This window comes from Actibacterium sp. 188UL27-1 (assembly GCF_016901225.1).
Taxonomy (GTDB): Bacteria; Pseudomonadota; Alphaproteobacteria; order Rhodobacterales; family Rhodobacteraceae; genus 188UL27-1.
This window is the reverse complement of record NZ_JAFEUL010000007.1, coordinates 1-17,680: the sequence shown is the minus strand read 5'-3', so window position 1 is coordinate 17,680 and position 17,680 is coordinate 1. Positions and strand designations below refer to the sequence as shown.

The 17,680-nt window shown below is 60.1% G+C and carries 20 protein-coding genes, 1 tRNA gene and 1 pseudogene; 10 read left to right on the top strand and 12 right to left on the bottom strand.

The annotated features are described in order from the left end of the window. Window positions 1-3 precede the first annotated feature (3 nt). Entirely contained in the window at window positions 4-714 is a 711-nt protein-coding gene (locus IU397_RS10900; protein WP_204413429.1) for a GNAT family N-acetyltransferase, read from the top strand. Between the two features lie 16 nt (window positions 715-730). Here IU397_RS10900 and IU397_RS10895 read toward each other — a convergent pair whose 3' ends face one another. Next, window positions 731-1,450 (bottom strand): response regulator, encoded by a 720-nt coding sequence (locus IU397_RS10895; RefSeq protein WP_204413428.1) that lies wholly within the window; start codon window positions 1,448-1,450, stop codon window positions 731-733. Window positions 1,451-1,580: 130 nt separating this feature from the next. Here IU397_RS10895 and mce point away from each other — a divergent pair, with 130 nt between their 5' ends. Continuing rightward, a complete protein-coding gene (gene mce, locus IU397_RS10890) occupies window positions 1,581-1,985 on the top strand; it encodes a methylmalonyl-CoA epimerase (RefSeq protein ID WP_204413427.1) in 405 nt (134 codons plus the stop codon). Continuing rightward, complete coding sequence (locus IU397_RS10885) at window positions 1,985-2,287, top strand: DUF1467 family protein (RefSeq protein ID WP_204413419.1); 303 nt, start codon at window positions 1,985-1,987, stop codon at window positions 2,285-2,287. Before mce ends, IU397_RS10885 begins: the two co-directional genes overlap by 1 nt. Here the strand turns inward: IU397_RS10885 and IU397_RS10880 are convergent. The 6 genes from IU397_RS10880 to IU397_RS10855 all read right to left on the bottom strand — a co-directional run bounded on the left by IU397_RS10880 (window position 2,235) and on the right by IU397_RS10855 (window position 6,603). Continuing rightward, a complete protein-coding gene (locus IU397_RS10880; protein WP_204413418.1) occupies window positions 2,235-2,939 on the bottom strand; it encodes an EI24 domain-containing protein in 705 nt (234 codons plus the stop codon). The two genes, IU397_RS10885 and IU397_RS10880, sit on opposite strands and share 53 nt — an antisense overlap. Continuing rightward, on the bottom strand, window positions 2,936-3,511 hold the full coding sequence (locus tag IU397_RS10875; RefSeq protein ID WP_204413415.1) for a nitroreductase: 576 nt from the start codon (window positions 3,509-3,511) through the stop codon (window positions 2,936-2,938). The genes IU397_RS10880 and IU397_RS10875 overlap by 4 nt, the downstream gene beginning before the upstream one ends. Window positions 3,512-3,561: 50 nt before the next feature. Continuing rightward, window positions 3,562-4,668 carry a class II histone deacetylase gene (locus IU397_RS10870; RefSeq protein ID WP_204413414.1) on the bottom strand — a complete coding sequence of 369 codons (1,107 nt, stop codon included), beginning with the start codon at window positions 4,666-4,668 and terminating at the stop codon, window positions 3,562-3,564. A gap of 115 nt (window positions 4,669-4,783) precedes the next feature. Beyond that, window positions 4,784-5,854: a 5-(carboxyamino)imidazole ribonucleotide synthase gene (locus tag IU397_RS10865; protein ID WP_204413411.1), complete on the bottom strand. Its 1,071-nt coding sequence runs from the start codon at window positions 5,852-5,854 to the stop codon at window positions 4,784-4,786. Then, window positions 5,851-6,339, bottom strand: a complete 489-nt coding sequence (purE, locus tag IU397_RS10860) for a 5-(carboxyamino)imidazole ribonucleotide mutase (protein ID WP_204413410.1) — start codon at window positions 6,337-6,339, stop codon at window positions 5,851-5,853. The genes IU397_RS10865 and purE overlap by 4 nt, the downstream gene beginning before the upstream one ends. Before the next feature lie 45 nt (window positions 6,340-6,384). After that, window positions 6,385-6,603 (bottom strand): YdcH family protein, encoded by a 219-nt coding sequence (locus tag IU397_RS10855; protein ID WP_204413408.1) that lies wholly within the window; start codon window positions 6,601-6,603, stop codon window positions 6,385-6,387. 161 nt (window positions 6,604-6,764) lie between these two features. Between IU397_RS10855 and IU397_RS10850 the strand changes: the two genes are divergently transcribed. The 4 genes from IU397_RS10850 to IU397_RS10835 all read left to right on the top strand — a co-directional run bounded on the left by IU397_RS10850 (window position 6,765) and on the right by IU397_RS10835 (window position 9,453). Then, complete coding sequence (locus IU397_RS10850) at window positions 6,765-7,178, top strand: Hsp20 family protein (RefSeq protein WP_204413406.1); 414 nt, start codon at window positions 6,765-6,767, stop codon at window positions 7,176-7,178. A 13-nt stretch (window positions 7,179-7,191) separates the two neighbouring features. Then, entirely contained in the window at window positions 7,192-7,416 is a 225-nt protein-coding gene (locus IU397_RS10845; protein WP_204413771.1) for a DUF1150 family protein, read from the top strand. A gap of 3 nt (window positions 7,417-7,419) precedes the next feature. After that, window positions 7,420-8,292, top strand: coding sequence for a PhzF family phenazine biosynthesis protein (locus IU397_RS10840; protein ID WP_204413403.1), 873 nt, complete (start codon window positions 7,420-7,422; stop codon window positions 8,290-8,292). A 165-nt stretch (window positions 8,293-8,457) separates the two neighbouring features. Beyond that, window positions 8,458-9,453, top strand: a complete 996-nt coding sequence (locus IU397_RS10835; protein ID WP_204413401.1) for a hypothetical protein — start codon at window positions 8,458-8,460, stop codon at window positions 9,451-9,453. A 166-nt stretch (window positions 9,454-9,619) separates the two neighbouring features. Here the strand turns inward: IU397_RS10835 and IU397_RS10830 are convergent, their stop codons facing one another. The 5 genes from IU397_RS10830 to IU397_RS10810 form a co-directional block, all read right to left on the bottom strand. Further along, window positions 9,620-11,326 (bottom strand): bifunctional sulfate adenylyltransferase/adenylylsulfate kinase, encoded by a 1,707-nt coding sequence (locus IU397_RS10830; protein WP_204413398.1) that lies wholly within the window; start codon window positions 11,324-11,326, stop codon window positions 9,620-9,622. Window positions 11,327-11,705: 379 nt separating this feature from the next. Beyond that, the gene (locus IU397_RS10825) at window positions 11,706-13,601 is read right to left on the bottom strand and encodes a propionyl-CoA synthetase (RefSeq protein ID WP_204413396.1); all 1,896 of its coding nucleotides are present in this window, start codon (window positions 13,599-13,601) and stop codon (window positions 11,706-11,708) included. 204 nt (window positions 13,602-13,805) lie between these two features. Continuing rightward, window positions 13,806-14,876 carry a PAS domain-containing sensor histidine kinase gene (locus IU397_RS10820; protein ID WP_204413394.1) on the bottom strand — a complete coding sequence of 357 codons (1,071 nt, stop codon included), beginning with the start codon at window positions 14,874-14,876 and terminating at the stop codon, window positions 13,806-13,808. 123 nt (window positions 14,877-14,999) lie between these two features. Continuing rightward, entirely contained in the window at window positions 15,000-15,773 is a 774-nt protein-coding gene (locus IU397_RS10815) for a hypothetical protein (protein WP_370541656.1), read from the bottom strand. Between the two features lie 32 nt (window positions 15,774-15,805). Next, a complete protein-coding gene (locus IU397_RS10810; RefSeq protein WP_239479734.1) occupies window positions 15,806-16,528 on the bottom strand; it encodes an SDR family NAD(P)-dependent oxidoreductase in 723 nt (240 codons plus the stop codon). 169 nt (window positions 16,529-16,697) lie between these two features. Here IU397_RS10810 and IU397_RS10805 point away from each other — a divergent pair. The 3 genes and pseudogenes from IU397_RS10805 to IU397_RS10795 form a co-directional block, all read left to right on the top strand. Further along, window positions 16,698-16,787, top strand: a tRNA-Ser gene (locus IU397_RS10805). Between the two features lie 171 nt (window positions 16,788-16,958). Beyond that, complete coding sequence (locus IU397_RS10800; RefSeq protein ID WP_204413392.1) at window positions 16,959-17,576, top strand: hypothetical protein; 618 nt, start codon at window positions 16,959-16,961, stop codon at window positions 17,574-17,576. Continuing rightward, window positions 17,566-17,680, top strand: a pseudogene (locus IU397_RS10795) (ATP-binding protein); the annotation flags it as partial. The gene IU397_RS10800 and the pseudogene IU397_RS10795, both read left to right, overlap by 11 nt.

Genomic DNA, 17,680 nt, shown 5'->3' with positions numbered 1-17,680 from the left:
GCGATGCGCGATATTGGCTCCGCGGTGCCCGGCTGGTCGCCACCTCCCTGGCCCGACGCGCCGGTTCTGGAGGGCCGCTACACTCGGCTGGAGCGCTTGAGCCTGGACCATGCGGCGGATCTTTTCGCCGCCAATTCTGCCGATGATCGCATTTGGGACTGGCTGTTTTATGAGCCGTTCCAAACCCTTGAGGACTATCGCGACTGGGTGTCTGACAGGGCGGGGGCGCCCGATGCCGTCTATTATGCCATCCGGGCTGAGGATGGCCGGTGGTCCGGTGTGGCCAGTCTTATGCGGATCAACCCCACGGCGGGTTCTATCGAGATCGGGGATATCAACATCTCCAAACGGCTCCAGCGCAGCCGGGCCGCGACAGAAGCGCTGACCTTGATGATCCGCTGGGCGTTCAAAGCCGGGTACCGGCGGCTGGAATGGAAGTGCAACGCGTTGAACCTGCCCTCGCGTCGGGCCGCCGAACGGTTGGGGCTGAGCTATGAGGGGACCTTCCGCCAGGCAATGGTGATCAAGGGGCACAACCGCGATACGGCGTGGTATGCGGCGATTGACGGCGAGTGGCCTGCTTTGGCGGTGGCCTACGATGCCTGGCTGGATGCCGCGAATTTTGATGCAGCGGGCCAGCAGATCAGCAGCTTATCTGGCCAAACGGGCCCTGTCTTGGTGGCGCGGGATCCGGCGTTGTTGCCCTCAACCTGACCGTCATTCGGGCGTTTCAGATCGGACCATTCGCGGTCAGACGATCATCCACCAGGTTCGAGATCTGCGCGATGGCCGCTGCAGAGGGCTGACCGTTCGCGCGGGCATGGGACAACGACTCAGCCGCGCGGGCCAGATGGTCATCCGTGGCGGAATAGGCCAGGCTGGCCAGGAACTGCGCCACGTAATCCAGCGTATTATCGTCGGAGCCGCCCGACAGGATGTCGGCCACATGGGCCAGATCGTCGCGCAGGGCGATTGGGTCGGGGTTGATCTCCTCGGTTGAGACCTGCCGCAATCCCTGGGGCCGGGAGGTTGGTGGCAGATGCTCCAGGATGGCCTGTTGGAAGGGGGCAAGCCCAGTGATCGGCTTGGTCAGAAACCCATCCGCACCGGCTTCCCGCGCCACAGGCTCCATCTCGGGATCGCCGCTGGTGCCCAGGATCACCGGAACCCGGCTTTCGGCATGGGCCAATTCGCCGATCAGATCCAGACCGGAGCCGTCAGGCAGGCCCATATCCACGATGATCGCCGTCGGACGATAGGTTTTCAGATGCCGCGCCGCCGAGGCCAGACAATCCGCCCGCCGGATCCGGGCCCCACTGCGCAAGCATAAAAGGCGCATCGCTTCGCAGGCAAACCGGCTATCCTCCACCACCAGAACAGTCGATCCCAAAAGAGGGCGGTCGGATGTTGGTTTTCGCAAGGGCAGAAGGTCTTTCAGATCGTCGGACATTTTTGCCTCCGGGGCTGCAACTTCACAGCCAGTAAGACGAAAACTCCCTAATGGGGGGTAAACGGTCGCCTTGCCATGATTAAAAACCCTCTGCATAGGTTGCGGGCCAGTTGCCAAAAGGAGTGTCATAATGATCGGTCGCCTGAACCATGTTGCGATTGCGGTGCCGGATCTGGAGGCTGCCCAAGCCATGTACCGCGATACGCTGGGCGCCAATGTCGGCGCGCCCCAGGATGAGCCGGACCATGGCGTGACGGTGGTGTTTATTGAACTGCCCAACACTAAGATCGAGCTGCTGTACCCCCTGGGCGACGACAGTCCAATTGCCGGATTTCTTGAGAAAAACCCATCAGGTGGGATCCATCATGTGTGCTATGAGGTCGATGATATCATCGCCTCGCGCGACCATCTGGCGGGGCAGGGCGCCCGCATTCTGGGTGGTGGGGAGCCCAAGATCGGTGCCCATGGCAAGCCGGTCCTGTTCCTGCATCCAAAAGATTTCAACGGCACCCTGATCGAGCTGGAGCAGGTCTGATGGCCATCACCTCTGCGTTGGTGCTGTTCGCCGTCATCTGGTTCATGACCCTGTTCATCGTACTGCCCATTGTGACCCGGACCCAAGGGGATGACGGCATGGTGTTGAAAGGCACCCATGCCTCTGCCCCGTCGGATTTCAAACCGGGCCGCACCGTGCGAATCGTCACGTTGATCACCATCCCGCTTTGGATGCTGATCTACGTGATCATCGTGACCGGGACGATCACGGTCGACGATTTTGATCTGCTCAAGCGGTTTGGGCCAGGCTCTGGCGCTCCAACCGATGGAACAGGTGGGTGAATGTCGCCACTCCCAGCACTGGAATAAACAGGTTGATCAATGGGATCGACAGGGGGGCGGCCATCAGCGTGCCCGCCAACCAGGCCGCGCCGCCATTGCGTTTGCGCGCGGCATTGGCGCCCGCCCGGCCCAAACGGCGCATGGCGACCATCTGGTAGTATTCCCGGCCCAGCAAAAATCCGTTGACGACCCAAAAGATCGGGACGGCAAATGGCAAAAAGATCAGCGCCATGATCATGGCCCCCGCATTGACCGCCACCAGAACGCCAAAGAAATTGACGCTGTCGCGTACTGTGTCGGCCAGGGGAATGCGCTGCACGGGAGGCAGCTCTGGGTAGTGCTTGGCCTCCACCGCGGCGGCCACATCCTCTAGAAAGAACCCGGTAAACAGTGATGCCACCGGCACCATCAGGAAGATGGAAGCCACCAGCATCACGCCCACAAATGCCCAGGACAGTAGGTCATCAATCCAGCGGATCTGGTAGCCGCCCAGGGTCAATTCGTCTGGCGTGATCGCGTTGATGCCCCACAGGAACAGGCCTGTCATGCTTGCAAGCAGGACGACCGTCAGTGCCACGCCGATGAACAGCACCCTCAGGAACCGACGGTCGCTGAGTTGCCCCAATGCCTTGGTAAAATCGCTAAGGATCATGCGCTGACCCATTCGGTGATGGCGGTCAGATCCGGCCTTGGTCGTTCTGGCGGGATCCGTGTGGCGGTGCCGATATGGATCAGGCCGGCGACGCGCTCGCTCTCGGCCAATCCCAGCCCCTGGGTTACGAAATCACGGTCATGGCTGGCCCAACCGCTCAGCCAATTGGCCCCCCATCCGGCGGCAAGTGCTGCGTTCAGCAGGGCCAGACAGACCGCCCCGGCAGAGAGGACCTGTTCGATCTGGGGGATCTTTTCGCTCGGTTTCGGGGCAGAGATCACGGCGACGGCTAAAGGGGAATTGGCATGATCCGCGCGCGCCTTCTCAATCGTGTCAGGATCCCGTCCCAACGCGGTGCCGCGCGCCACCACCAGTGCCGCCAGTCGTTGCATCGCTGCTGCCTCCAATACGATGAAGCGCCATGGCTCCAGCTTGCCATGGTCGGGGCTGCGCGCGGCTGCGGTCAGCAAAACGGTCAGGGCGTCGCGGTCGGGCACTGGCGCGGCCAGTAACTTGGCCGGGCGGGATCGGCGGGTCAGCAGAAAATCAAGCGCAGGTGAGGTATCAGACATGGATACTCCTTTGATCACGGGAACAGATGTTGGGGACCGCAGGGCTGGGATCAAGGGGTTGCCGCGTGTTCTGCCTCCAGCGCATCAAGCCAGTCAGACAGCATGGTATCGAACCTTGGGCCGGGCTGTCGCGCCATAAAGGTGGCGTCAAACGGATCGGGTGCGGTGATCTGGCTGCCCGACAGTTCCTCCAGAACCGCATGGCCGCAGAAAGGGACATAAACCTCGGAATATCCACCCTCATGGACCAGAACAAGCCTGCCATCGCAAATCTCGTTGGCGGCGCGCTGGATCTGCGCCGTCATGGTGCGAAAGGTCTGGGCCGTGGCGAGCATCCGGCTCAGCGGATCAATGGCGCTGGCGTCAAAGCCGCAGGCCACGACAATCGCATGGGGCTCAAACGCCGTCAAAGCAGGCAGAACGAGCCGATCCATCGCGGCGACATAGCCGAGGTGACCGGTCCCGGGCGGCAGCGGGATATTCAGGTTGGTGCCAAGGCCCGGCCCCCGCCCTCGATCGACCGCATCACCGGTATCCAGCGGATAGTTATGCTCCTGATGCAATGAGATGGTCAGGGTATCTGCCCGGTCATAATAGATGGCCTCAGTTCCGTTGCCGTGATGCACATCCCAATCCACGATGGCCACCCGCCCCAGCAATCCTTCGGCCCGTGCTGCCTCCACCGCAATCGCGATGTTGTTGAGCAGGCAAAATCCGTTCGGCCAATCGGGCAGGCAATGGTGACCGGGCGGACGCGACAGGGCATAGGCATTGCGATGCGCGCCGGTCAGTACCGATTGCACCGCCGCCTTGGCCAGCCCGGCGGAGAGCGCCGCAATCTCAAACCCCCCCGCCCCGAACGGCGTTCGCAGGCCCAACTCGCCGCCACCCGTGTCGGACGCGTCCTTGAATCGGTCCAGGTAACTCTGCGGATGAACACGGCCCAAATCCTCATCCGTGGCCGCCGGGGCGTCCAACATAGCCAGATCCGCCGTAATCCCCGTGACATGCATCAGGTTCAACAGGCGCCGCTTGGTCTCGGGATTTTCCGGCAAACCACCCCCGGGCTGCACCAGATCACCGACCGGCAGCGTGAAAGAGTAATTACCGCCACCATGCCAGAAACATCGTTCATCCCAGAAAAAACCGGTGCTCATATCTGCCCTTTTCTTGTTGTTAAAAATACTCCCGCCGGAGGCATAAAATTCAAATGTTGCGCCCCACGATCTTGTGCCTCCGGCGGGGATATTTCTGAACACATGATGGGATGGTCTAAGCGCGAATGGCGGTGCGGTTCACATGACCCATCTTGCGTCCGGGCCGGGTTTCGGCCTTTCCATAAAGGTGCAGGGCGACATTTGGTTGGGCCGCTAGATGTGGCAGCCGGTCCATGTCATCGCCGATCAGGTTTTCCATCACCACATCCGCATGGCGGGTGCCATCGCCCAGCGGCCAGCCGGCGATCGCGCGGATATGTTGTTCGAACTGGTCAATGGCGCAGCCATTCTGCGTCCAATGGCCGGAATTATGGACGCGCGGCGCGATTTCGTTGACGATCAAGCCCCCCGGAGTCACGAAAAGCTCCACCCCTAACACGCCAACATAATCCAGCGTATTCAGGATCTTCGCCGCGATAAGCACGGCATCGCTGCGTTGGCCAGATGTGATCCGAGCAGGGACAGTGGTGGTGCGCAGGATACCGTCGCGATGCACGTTTTCACCAGGGTCAAAGCAGGAAACCGCACCGTCAAGACCACGTGCGGCGATGACCGAGACTTCGGACCGGAAGTCGACAAACCCTTCGAGGATCGCGGGTGCGCCTTGGAGACTGTCCCAGGCCTGGGCCAAATCCGTGTGCTCTGTGATCCTGACCTGGCCCTTGCCGTCATATCCCATGCGGCGGGTTTTCAGGATCGCAGGCGACCCGATCTGGCCTGTTGCATCTCGCAATCCAGCCAGGTCATCGACTTGGGCAAATGGGGCCGTTTGCAGACCGAGTGCGCGCAGTCGCGTCTTTTCGACTAGGCGGTCCTGGCTTGCGTCCAGCGCGGCAATGCCCGGACGCAGCGGGGAAAGCCGGGCCAGCGCCTCAAGGGATGAAAGCGGGATATTCTCAAATTCGAACGTCACCACATCCACGGCCTTGGCAAAGGCCGCTATCGCGTCTGCATCGCTGTAGGCGGCTGTTGTCACCTTGGCGGCGACATCGCCGGCAGGGGCTGCGTCGGGTTCAAAGATATGGCAACGATAGCCCAGTCGGGCCGCGGCAACAGACAACATCCGCCCCAGTTGCCCGCCGCCCAGAATGCCGATCGTGCTGCCGGGAGGAAGGGGGGGCGTCATGGTGCCGGATCCACGGGTTCTTCTGGGATGGAAGCCGACAGATCAGCGCGCCATTCATCCAACCGCGCGGCCACACCTTCATCTTTCAACGCCAGGATACCCGCCGCCATCAGCGCCGCATTGGCCGCCCCGGCCTCCCCAATCGCCATCGTCGCCACGGGATAGCCGCGGGGCATTTGCACGATGGAATACAGGCTGTCGACCCCGTTCAACGCCCGGGTCTGGATCGGCACGCCGATCACCGGTACCCGGGTTTTCGACGCCATCATGCCCGGCAGATGCGCAGCACCACCGGCACCGGCGATGATCACCTGCAAGCCCCGGTCCACCGCCGTCCGACCATAGTCCCAAAGCCTGTCTGGGGTCCGGTGCGCTGAGACGATCCGCCGTTCATACCGGATGTCCAAGGCGTCCAGCACCGCGCCCGCCTTCGCCAGGGTTGGCCAATCGGACTGGCTGCCCATGATAACACCTACGCTGACCATCCGATCCCCCTGCCTGAGCCGCGATTTATACCGACCCCGCCCGGGTCACGCAATGATATCAGGCGTCAGCTCATCCTCGATCTGCGAGATCTTGTCCTTCAGCACCAATTTCTGCTTTTTCAACCGCTTCACCGTGAAAGGATCCGCATTCGGTTGCGCGGCCAACGCCGTAATCGCCTCGTCCAAATCCCGATGCTCCCGCCGCAAAACCTCAAGTTTCACACGCAAGACGTCGTTGTGGCTCATTTCAGGCGTCGTGGTCATGGAATGGCTGGTTACCTAAGACGGATTGGGTGAGATATAGGCAAGTTGGCGAAGGACGCAATTGCCTTGACACTTGCGGGCCTGGCTTTCGCTCCCCATATTCTTTTCAGGGTCGCCAAATGGGGCCCATTGCAGTGTCGCTTAGGTCGAGGACATGCCGCATGAGCAAATTGATGTTGGGGTCACACCCCTTCCTTTTGGGGTTTGAGCAGTTGGAGCGGCTGGTGGAACGCACCGCCAAATCCGGCAATGAGGGCTACCCCCCCTACAATATCGAACAAACCAGTGAATTGAGCTACCGGATCACCCTGGCCGTCGCCGGCTTTGCCGAGGCTGACCTTTCGATCACGGTCGAGGACCGGCAATTGGTGATCCGCGGACGCCAAACCGATGATGCCGAAGACCGCATCTTCCTCCACCGGGGGATCGCCGCCCGGCAGTTCCAGCGCAGTTTCGTGCTGGCCGACGGGGTCGAGGTGTCGGGCGCCCTGCTGGAAAACGGGCTGCTTCATGTGGATCTGACCCGGTCGGCGCCTGAAAGCGTGGTGCAAACAATTAAGATTAGTATGGGATAAGGGAATGACAGACATGATGAAGAATGTGCAAATGGACCAGGTCGACCCGAAAACCGTGTATGTGCGCCCGGTCAAAATATCCGACCTGCCTAAGGAAGTGCAGGAACAGGCTGACGGGCATGATGCGCTTTATGCCGTCCACGATGTCGATGGCGCGCCCCTGGCCCTGGTCGCTGACCGCGAACTGGCCTTTATTCTGGCCCGCCAGAATGACATGACCCCGGTGAGCGTGCACTAAACCATGGCCGTCTACCCGGTCGATTGGGTCGACGCGTTCACCAACCGCCCATTCGGCGGCAATGGATGCGCGGTTGTCGATGACAGTGGGGCGATGTCCGATGCGGACTGTATTGCCTTCACCCGCGAAACGTCCCTGGTGGAATGCACGTTCATCGGCGTGGCCGATGCAAAGGTGCGCTACGTCATGGCAACGGGTGAGATCCCGTTTGCGGGTCATCCGACCATTGCGAGCGTCGGGTCTCTTCTCCATCGCGGTCTGATCCCCGGTGACACCCTGACGATTGAAAGCGGGGCAGGCGTGATCGACATCCGTCTTGACCGCAGTGGCGGCGAGACCTGGATCGAGATGACGCAGATCGCCCCGACCTTTGGCCCAACCCTCCCGGCTGAAGAGGTTGCCGCGGCCGTTGGTTTGACGGCTGGTCACATCATCGGCCAGCCCCAGGTCGTCTCGACCGGGCTGCCGTTCTGCATCACCGTGATCCGTGACCAGGATGCCCTGCGCCGCGCCGCGCTCATGCCGGATCTCGCCGCCTTCGCCAAGCGCCACGCGATCCCGAACGTTGATGAGGTCTTTCCCTACCTGGTCACCCTCTCCGGCGCGTCCGAGGTCGGAGCCACCTTCGCCCGGCTCCTGCTGTCCCCGCCCCTCCCGCCAGAGGATGCTTTCACCGGCTCCGCCACCGGCGCGACCGCCGCCTACCTGTGGCATCACGGCCTTATCGACAGCCCCAGCTATATCGCGGAACAAGGTCACGCCATGGGCCGCCCCGGCCAGGCCCGTGTCGAGGTCTTGGGCCCGCCCGATGCCATCACCGGCGTCAAAGTCGCCGGCCAGGCACACGTCCTGATATCAGGCGACCTGCTCGTGTAATTGCCCGCAATTGCGGGTGCGGTTCAAGCTGCATCCCGCATCGTAAAACACTGTGTTTCATTCATAGATCGCGCGGGTCACGTATTCCGTAATAGGCGCCCAACCCATCGGTTCTTATCTCGCAGCACAGACTGTTGATCACCGATGGCGAGGTTTTGCGATCACATGACATTCAGATATCGCCCATCCCGCGCTTACTTATTCAACAGATATTGCCGTATCGTCTTTTCCCTTATTGTTGCCACTGCGGCGACGGTGATCCTCACAGGTCTCATTTGGGGGGATCCGAGCGATCATTACACAACCCGGATCGGTAGTTTTTGGGTTGTTCCCTTTGTTCTATCCCCCGCACTCTTCCTGCTCGGCGTCGTTTTTCTACTACTGGATCGAACCGTATTTCCGTGGATCGTTCGGCGACCAATACTGTTCCTTTTGGTTGCTGCCATCCTGTTTTATCTCTCAACGGTCGCATATGCAGACAGCCTATCAAGATTTATCTTTCTCTGTCTCCTCATATACTGGCTGTTGACGGGTCGTGTTGCAGGTCGCCCCGGAGGATCGATTGCCCATTTTCGGCAAAATGCCCTCGATGAAAAAATCTACATGCTGTTCTCTGCCCTTATCTGCGCGGCCTTTATTTACACTGTCGGCCCCCCTTGGATCGCGAGCTATTTTCCGGATCGTCATTCAAATGCCAAAACTGAAGCCTTCTTGGAAAACCCGGTGGACTGGTACGGCTGGTGGGCTTTGGTCCGGTTTCCTGATGCGCAATCCTGCCTGGAACCTGGTGACGAAACAGAGACTGCCGCGGACTTGAAACGCCTGGACTGGAGCCGGATCCGAAACACGGCCGATGCAGAGCTTTGTATCTTCCGATTGCTGTCAGCCTCCGGCGGCATTGAACAGGCAACCGAATGGCTGGAGGCTCAAGGCTTTCAGGGATTCGATGGCTGGAACTCGATGAAACCCCATGTCAATCTTGACGGAACACTTCAAGTGGACGGCGCCTACTATAACCGAAAACAGGGCCCCAAATTCCCAGCGGATGTCGTGCGGCAGGTTGTCCTGTACGGAGGGGTTCTTTCAACGAGAATTGAGGCCAACTACGATGCTGAAGGCGAGGCGATACGAAAAGTGCGCGTATCCCTTTCAACCAAATGACATATCTCTAAGGCGTGGCCCCGCGGCCCGACGTTTGGAAACTGTTATTGGTGGATGAACAGGCCGCGCGGCACGTATGCACGGTTTGTGCATCGGATGTGCATGCCTTGTGCATATGCCGAACAGGTCGGCGGCGCGGCGGGGGCCGCCGCGCCGGGGGCGTTGATCAAGCGGCGATCAGGCCCATGGATTCGAGCTTCAGAAATACTTGCTGAGCGCAGTAATCCACGTCCACGGTCTCGGTATCCAGGCTCAGTTCCGGGTTCTCTGGTACGTCGTAAGGGTCTGAAATCCCGGTGAATTCCTTGATCTTCCCCTCGCGCGCCAGCTTGTACAGGCCCTTGCGGTCCCGGCGCTCGCATTCCTCGATCGAGGTTGCCACGTGGATCTCAATAAAAGCGCCATAGGCCTCGATATCCTCGCGCACGGCCCGCCGCGTCGTGGCATAGGGCGCAATCGGCGCACAAATCGCGATCCCACCATTCTTGGTGATTTCACTCGCCACATATCCAATGCGGCGGATGTTCAAGTCCCTGTGTTCCTTGGAAAAACCCAGTTCCGAGCTGAGGTTCTTGCGCACGATATCGCCGTCCAAAAGGGTTACTGGACGGCCCCCCAGTTCCATCAGCTTGACCATCAGCGCATTGGCAATCGTGGATTTGCCGGACCCCGAAAAGCCAGTGAAAAACACGGTGAAACCCTGCTTGGCCCGGGGCGGACGGGTGCGCCGCAACTCGTCGACCACGGTGGGGAAGCTGAACCATTCCGGGATCTCCAGCCCTTCGGCCAGACGCCGCCGCAGCTCTGTGCCCGAGATGTTCAGGACGGTCGCACCATCCTCAACCTCATCCGCAGGCTCGTACTGCGCGCGCTCCTGTACAAAGACCATGTGCTTGAAGTCGACCATCTCGATGCCGATTTCTTCGGCATGTTTCCGGAACAGGTCTTGTGCATCGTAAGGCCCGTAGAAATCGTCCCCGGCCGAATTCTTGCCCGGTCCGGCATGGTCACGGCCCACGATCATGTGCGAACAGCCATGGTTGCGGCGGATCAGACCATGCCAGACAGCCTCGCGCGGGCCAGCCATGCGCATGGCCAGGTTTAGCAGGCTCATGGTGGTGGTGGCCGACGGGTACTGGTCCAGTACCGCTTCATAGCAGCGTACGCGGGTGAAGTGATCGATATCGCCAGGTTTCGTCAGGCCGACGACGGGGTGAATCAGCAGGTTGGCCTGTGCCTCCTTGGCGGCACGGAATGTCAGTTCCTGGTGCGCGCGATGCAAGGGGTTCCGGGTCTGAAAGGCCACGATGCGCCGCCAGCCCATCTTGCGGAAATAGGCCCGCAGCTCGTTCGGCGTGTCGCGGCGAGCCCGGAAATCATAGTGGACCGGCTGCTGAATGCCGGTCACGGGGCCACCCAAATAAACCGCACCCGCATGGTTGTGCAGGTAGTTCACCGCTGGGTGGGCGCTGTCATCGGCACCAAAGACATGGGCCGCTTCCTTGGCCTTATCGGGCGTCCAGCGGTCGGTCATCGTCATCGTGGCGAGGATGACACCTTCCTGGTCACGCAGGGCAATATCCTGACCCGGTTCGATCGAATTGGCGAACTCTTCGGAGACATCCAGCGTGATCGGCATCGGCCAAAGCGACCCGTCGGTCAGGCGCATATCGGTAACGACACCGTTGTAATCCGCCTCCGACAGGAAACCTTTCAGCGGATTGAAGCCGCCATTCATCAGCAGTTCAAGATCGCAAATCTGGCGCGGAGTGAGATCCCAACTGGGCAGCTCCCCCGCCTCTACTTTCAGTTTTTGGGCGCTATCGTAGGAAACGTAAAGCTCTGGGATCGGAGCGAGATGAGAGTTCGACATGAAAGACCACGCAGGTTTGGTTCAAATATGTGTCGGCGCCCGCAGCCCCCCACCACGCACGCATCACGGCCCCATAGACCTGTCGTGCAGGGAGATTCAAGGGTGCCATGCAGCGATTTGGTGCCGATTACCGCGCGTATTGATGGTTTCAACCTGATGGGGTCCTCGAACTTCCTGTTGGTTGCAGCCGCTGAAGCCCTCGGTCGGTGCGTCAGTTTTGCGTCATCCAGGTTTTCCGGAGATCCCCTTCCGCAGTCTCTCGTGTAAACGCAGCGAGGTTACAATTTGCGGCGCATTGATTTTGGCTGGCCGTTCTTTCAGGGAGCCACGTCATGGCATTGCCGGTCAAGAAGCGGCTATTTCGTCGACGCCACCGGAATTAGGACTGTTGCGGGTAGCCAAGGGTTTTGAGGCGGGACGTGATTTCATCGAGGATGGCGGGGTCGTCGATCGTGGCGGGCATTTTGTAGGGTTCGCCGTCCGCGATGCGGGCCATGACGCCGCGCAGGATCTTGCCCGAGCGGGTCTTTGGCAAGCGGTCAACCACCGTAGCCAGCTTGAAGGCGGCAACGGGGCCGATCTGGTCGCGGACCCGTTTGACGCAATCGGCGACGATCTGATCGGCACCTCTTTCTGTACCGGCATTGAGGCAGAGGAAGCCCATGGGCAATTGACCCTTCAGGCCGTCCGCCACACCGATCACGGCGCATTCTGCGACATCGGGATGGCCAGCCAGCACCTCCTCCATCGCGCCGGTCGAGAGGCGGTGACCGGCGACGTTGATCACGTCATCGGTGCGGGCCATGATGTAGAGGTAGCCATCGTCGTCGATCATGCCCGCATCGCCCGTCTCGTAATAGCCTGGGAACGTGTCGAGGTAGCTTTTGCGGAAGCGCTCTTCTGCATTCCATAGCGTCGGCAAAGTGCCTGGGGGGAGGGGTAGTTTCACGGCAATCGCGCCAAGTGTCCCCGCGGGGACAGTGTGGCCCCCTTCATCCAGCACCTGCACGTCGTAGCCTGGCATGGGCACGGTGGGGGAGCCGATCTTGACCGGCAGCGCCTCGATCCCCATGGGGTTTCCGGCGATGGTATAGCCCGTCTCGGTCTGCCACCAATGGTCGATCACGGGGATCCGCAGCATGTCCTGCAGCCAGTGGATCGTGTCGGGGTCGGCCCGCTCACCGGCCAGGTAGACGGTCTGCAAGTGGCTGAGATCATGGGATTTTGCCAACTCACCCTTCGGATCCTCACGCTTGACGGCCCGGAATGCGGTCGGGGCGGTAAAGAAACTTTTCACCTTATGTTCGGCAATCACACGCCAGAACGTGCTGGCATCGGGTGTCCCGACGGGCTTGCCCTCGAACACAATGGTGGTGTTGCCGTGGATCAGGGGAGCATAGCAGATATAGCTGTGGCCCACGACCCAACCGACATCGCTGGCGGCCCAGAAGACATCGCCCGGATCAACATCGTAGATGTTTTTCATGGTCCAGTTCAGCGCAACCAAGTGCCCCGCCGTGGGGCGCACCACGCCTTTGGGCTGGCCGGTCGTCCCGGAGGTGTAAAGGATATAGGCGGGGTGGGTGCCTTCGACGGGCACGCAATCGGCCGGTGGGACATCCGCCTGGAAGGCGTGCCAGTCGACATCGCGGCCAGGCTCCAGCGCCACCGGCAGCTGATCCCGTTGAAAGATAACACAAAATTCCGGTTTATGCGTGGCGATTTCAAGTGCGCCGTCCAGCAGGGGCTTGTATTCGACAATGCGCCCGGGTTCTTGCCCGCAGGAGGCGGCGATGATGGCCTTGGGCGTGCAATCATCGATGCGGATGGCCAGTTCGGCGGCGGCGAACCCGCCAAACACGACGGAATGGATGGCGCCCAGGCGGGCACAGGCGAGCATGGCTTCCAGCGCTTCTGGCACCATGGGCATGTAGATGATGACGCGGTCGCCCTCGGTGACACCTTTTGCAGCGAGCGCCCCGGCCAGAGCGGCAACACGGGTCTGCAATTCGGCATAGGTAATCGTGTGTTTTGAACCGGTTACCGGGCTGTCATGGATGATGGCGGCCTGGTCGGCGCGCCCGTTTTCAACATGGCGATCCACGGCATTATAGCAGGTGTTGACCATGCTATCGGCGAACCATTGGTACAGCGGAGCATGCTCATCCGACAGGGCCTTGGTCGGGGCTTTGACCCAATCGATGGCATGGGCCTGTTCGAGCCAGAACGCCTCTGGATCCGCTTTCCAGCTCTCATAGACCTCTTTGTAACCCATGGCGTCGCCCTCCCGATCTTTGCCGAGATCCGGCATACGACGCGGTTGGACGCGCGGCAAGGTGGGGCAGCATAGGCGATGCAGAACCCATACACATGCCATACATACGCATCGCGCGGCCCGGTCAGCGTTTGGTAAGACTAAAGCGGACAAGGGTGCGGACAGATCAGCCTTGGCACCGGGACGAATGACCCTCATCCACGGCTAGTCGTTCACCGCGATTGCTGGCAGATGCACGGGCATCTGGAAGGTGAACACGGTCCGTTCCGCATCCGACGCGACGCTAAGGTCGCCGCCATGCTTGACGGCGATCTGCCGGGCGATGAACAGGCCCAAACCCAACCCTTTTCCTGCCTGCGGATCGTTGCCACGCGAAAATGGCTCAAAAAGTCGGGGCAGGATGTCTGGCGGAATGGGGTCCCCGATATTCTCGACCGCGATCGAGATGACGTCGCCCGTGTCGGTGGCCGTCACCCGAATTGGCAAACTGGTTTGCCCATGGGCCACCGCATTCCCCACGAGGTTCGACACCAACTGCCCGATCCGATCGGGATCAACCTGGGAACTGCGGTTCAGGTCATAGCTTTCGATGATGGTCACATCTGGATTGCCGAGCCGCAATTCCTCAACAGCCTGTTGAATGACCGGCGCAAGGTCGCAATCGTCAACGGGTATGATATCCAAACCCTGGCCCAAACTAACCCTGGCGAAATCCATGAGATTGTCGATCAGTTCCGAAATCCGGTGCACGGATTTTTCGCCGATATCGAGGAATTCCAAAGATTTTTGCGATTGCGGCTGACGCCGCATGAGGCGCATTGCGGCATCAACCGCGGCAAGTGGGTTTCTGAGGTCATGACCCAGAACGGCCGTGAACTGATCGCGCAGGCGGGCCTCTTGCTCTCGCGTTTTGAGGCTGGCCGCGTTCACTTTGGACAGGGTGATATCCCGCGCGCTGCAAAAGAACAGATCGCCTTCCGGCACGGCATTCCACGACAACCAGCGATAGCTGCCATCCTTATGGCGGTACCGGTTTTCAAAATTCAGGATGGGTTGGCCTTGTTGGATCGCAACGAAAGCCTGTTCGGTTTTCGGCAGATCCTCGGGGTGGATGAAATCAAAGAATTGACGGCTTTCGATATCTTGCGGGAGTAGGCCGAGCGTGGCCCACCATGCGGGATTGGTGCGTTTGAAATAGCCAGAGGTGTCCAGAACGCCCAGTAAATCCGGGGTAACGCGCCAAGTGAGGCTTTCGGGGTCGATCTGTGTGGCCATCTTATCCCTCGGACCGGACTGTGTGGGGGCAGTTTTACACGTGATCAGGGGCATAGGAAATATCTGCGACGCTGCCCATGGCGGCTGTTCTTGGGTTAATCCGCCCATGTGCTGCTTGTATCATCAAAGCTGAATATGGATGTGATCGTCGTGGCGCGCGGCGCGGCAGCCTTGGAAGCGGAGCTTGGAGTGGCCCAGGCCCAAGCGGGTTTCCAGATGCGGCTCTATCAGGATCTTGCCGATGCGGGGATCCGCGATCAGCGCCTGGACCAGGGCGGTGGTGCGGGCTCCTTCAAGTGGGCGGTCGGGCCAGAGGGGCTGCAGCAGATCCATATTCCAGCGCAGGGTCGGAAATTGGCGCGTGCAGGTCGATGGCCCCGTTTCAAAAGCCCAATATCCCAAGGGGGAGCGTGTCTGGCCGGGCAGATACTGGCTCGCCGGATCGGTGTAATAAAAGGCAAGGTCGAGCTTGCGACCGTCATCATGGCTGAGATGCGGCAGGAGCGGCATGCCATCCAGGAACGGAAACCCAGCATCCAGTGCGATAGTGTGCGTGCCCGGGAACGTCTCTGCGACGGTTTGCGCCGCCTGGATCGCGGCGTGGCGGAGGTCGGGCGTCACGTAGTGCCTGTTGAGGGCGCAGTATATCGCCTTGGTCCGCAGGCCTGCCTCATCGCTGCACGGCATCGGGACACGTCCAAACGCCGCCGCCGCAAAGGGTGTTATCAGCCAGAGTGCCAGATAGGCGCCCGCAAAGCTGACGATGCGGGGGCGCACGGCCAGCGCAGCCAACCATGCCAGACCGCCGACCTGGGTGAGCAGGGTCAGGATCACAAAGGCGCTGACATGAAGGATTGCACGCCCCGCTCTTCGCCATCTGGGGATCGGAATGGTCACGTCAGCACGTGTAATTCATGCGCAACCGGCCATCATCGACATAGATCGTCCCCTCCCGTGATATAGCTGGCTTTCCGGCTGGCCAGGAAAGCGACCGTATCCGCAATTTCCCGCGGGGCACCCACCCGTTGGAGCGGGGTGCGCGACATCACCTTGGCCATGGCGGCTGGGTTTGCGTTGACGCCTCCCATCATGGCCGTATCGATGGATCCGGGCCCCACCGCGTTGACCCGGATATTGTAGGGGGGTAGGGCCAGCGCCGCAGCCTTGGTCAATTGCATGATCCCTCCTTTTGAGGCGCAATAGGCGGCGATGGATGGGATTGCAACCTGAGCATTGATCGATGACATATTGACGATGGCTCCGGCGATCCCGTGGGTCATCATCCCCTTGGCCGCCCTTTGTGAGGCCAGGAACGTACCGGTCAGGTTGATGTCGATCACCCGCTGGAACTGCTCCGGTGTGGTGTCGAGAAAATCGGCCGGCATCGCAATACCGGCATTGTTTACCAGAATCGAAACAATGCCATGTTCTTCTTCGATCCGGTCAAAAAGAGCGGTGATCTGGTCGGGATCGCCCATATCGCACGGGATCGCCACGGCGCCGTGACCCAGCCGTTTGGCCGCCTGGTCTACGCCGTCGGCGTTGACATCACTCAGGATCAGGCGGGCGCCGTCTTCGGCCAAGGCTTCGGCGCAGGCATAACCGATCCCCTGGGCCGCCCCGGTGACAAGGGCGATGGGCTTGTCAGTCATGGCGATGCATCCTTCGGAATTGATATGTTTGCGTTATGGGCGCATCAAGTGCTGCGCAGCGCCAGGGCCCGTTGATTTTGCCCATGCCGCAGGTGGTGTGGTTGGTTTGCGCGAATTTGTGACGTTTCAGCCTTGTTCTTTGCCGTACTGCGCTGCTACACCCACTAATGGAGACGTGGCCGAGTGGTCGAAGGCGCTCCCCTGCTAAGGGAGTAGGCGGGAAACCGTCTCGAGGGTTCGAATCCCTTCGTCTCCGCCACCCACACTTTTTATTCTTGTTTTCCAGTTTGCTTCGGCAAAACAAAGCTTTGTGCAACTTGTGTTGCTACAATAGGCTGCTATGGTAAAATCTATGAACCCACGTGTATCAGTCCCCAAAATCTTTCTGCGTGGCAACAAATGGTACGTCCGTGTATAGGTGCCTAAATCCATGCAGGAGCGCCTTAAACGTAAGGAATATTGGGTTTCCTTGAGAACGTCGGATCGGGCCGAAGCATTGCAACATGCCACCGCCGCCACTCAGAAGAAGCGTCATGAGGTATCTGCGGTGTATCGTCGACTCAGCGCCATCAAGGAAACCTTTCACGAACTGGATGCTGACCAACAGTTAGCGTTAGGGCGAGAAGCTTATGCCACTCATGTCCGTGGCGGCGCTGACCTCATCGCAGAGTTTGAGGCAAGTAACTTTGACACCCTGAAGGCATTCATAGAAGCACGATCAGAGACGGTGGATGATCTGGTCGCGAGATTGCGATTGGCAAGATCAGATACACCGCACATCCGTGTCATGGCTCATACTCTGATGGAGGAGAACGGTATCAGGCTGCCAGAGGGTTCGTTGGCCTTCCAGCAACTCTTGGAAATCTGTGCCGACACATTCATCGAAGCGAAGCGGAATGAACTGGCTCAGTTGCGGGGTCGTGCAGTGCATGATGCTCCTAACCCGCATTATGTGGACACGGTAACAGGTGGACCGAAGGATTATGTCTCGCTCGGGGAACCGCTTTCTTTGCCGCCCGAGCCGACACCGAAGCGCCATGCGTCATGATCCAGCCGGAGCCTCTATCTTCATCATGCTGCGCAATCTCAAGCTATACGGCATGGCAAATGCAGTCGACGATCTGGTCGCCCAAGGGGCGCCAGCATTCGAGG

Bases quoted from the DNA above. Each gene is read 5' to 3' on its own strand.
- IU397_RS10900 (WP_204413429.1), top strand. From the start codon at position 4: ATGCGCGATATTGGCTCCGCGGTGCCCGGCTGGTCGCCACCTCCCTGG.
- IU397_RS10895 (WP_204413428.1), bottom strand. From the start codon at position 1,450: ATGTCCGACGATCTGAAAGACCTTCTGCCCTTGCGAAAACCAACATCC.
- mce (WP_204413427.1), top strand. From the start codon at position 1,581: ATGATCGGTCGCCTGAACCATGTTGCGATTGCGGTGCCGGATCTGGAG.
- IU397_RS10885 (WP_204413419.1), top strand. From the start codon at position 1,985: ATGGCCATCACCTCTGCGTTGGTGCTGTTCGCCGTCATCTGGTTCATG.
- IU397_RS10880 (WP_204413418.1), bottom strand. From the start codon at position 2,939: ATGATCCTTAGCGATTTTACCAAGGCATTGGGGCAACTCAGCGACCGT.
- IU397_RS10875 (WP_204413415.1), bottom strand. From the start codon at position 3,511: ATGTCTGATACCTCACCTGCGCTTGATTTTCTGCTGACCCGCCGATCC.
- IU397_RS10870 (WP_204413414.1), bottom strand. From the start codon at position 4,668: ATGAGCACCGGTTTTTTCTGGGATGAACGATGTTTCTGGCATGGTGGC.
- IU397_RS10865 (WP_204413411.1), bottom strand. From the start codon at position 5,854: ATGACGCCCCCCCTTCCTCCCGGCAGCACGATCGGCATTCTGGGCGGC.
- purE (WP_204413410.1), bottom strand. From the start codon at position 6,339: ATGGTCAGCGTAGGTGTTATCATGGGCAGCCAGTCCGATTGGCCAACC.
- IU397_RS10855 (WP_204413408.1), bottom strand. From the start codon at position 6,603: ATGACCACGACGCCTGAAATGAGCCACAACGACGTCTTGCGTGTGAAA.
- IU397_RS10850 (WP_204413406.1), top strand. From the start codon at position 6,765: ATGAGCAAATTGATGTTGGGGTCACACCCCTTCCTTTTGGGGTTTGAG.
- IU397_RS10845 (WP_204413771.1), top strand. From the start codon at position 7,192: ATGATGAAGAATGTGCAAATGGACCAGGTCGACCCGAAAACCGTGTAT.
- IU397_RS10840 (WP_204413403.1), top strand. From the start codon at position 7,420: ATGGCCGTCTACCCGGTCGATTGGGTCGACGCGTTCACCAACCGCCCA.
- IU397_RS10835 (WP_204413401.1), top strand. From the start codon at position 8,458: ATGACATTCAGATATCGCCCATCCCGCGCTTACTTATTCAACAGATAT.
- IU397_RS10830 (WP_204413398.1), bottom strand. From the start codon at position 11,326: ATGTCGAACTCTCATCTCGCTCCGATCCCAGAGCTTTACGTTTCCTAC.
- IU397_RS10825 (WP_204413396.1), bottom strand. From the start codon at position 13,601: ATGGGTTACAAAGAGGTCTATGAGAGCTGGAAAGCGGATCCAGAGGCG.
- IU397_RS10820 (WP_204413394.1), bottom strand. From the start codon at position 14,876: ATGGCCACACAGATCGACCCCGAAAGCCTCACTTGGCGCGTTACCCCG.
- IU397_RS10810 (WP_239479734.1), bottom strand. From the start codon at position 16,528: ATGACTGACAAGCCCATCGCCCTTGTCACCGGGGCGGCCCAGGGGATC.
- IU397_RS10800 (WP_204413392.1), top strand. From the start codon at position 16,959: ATGCAGGAGCGCCTTAAACGTAAGGAATATTGGGTTTCCTTGAGAACG.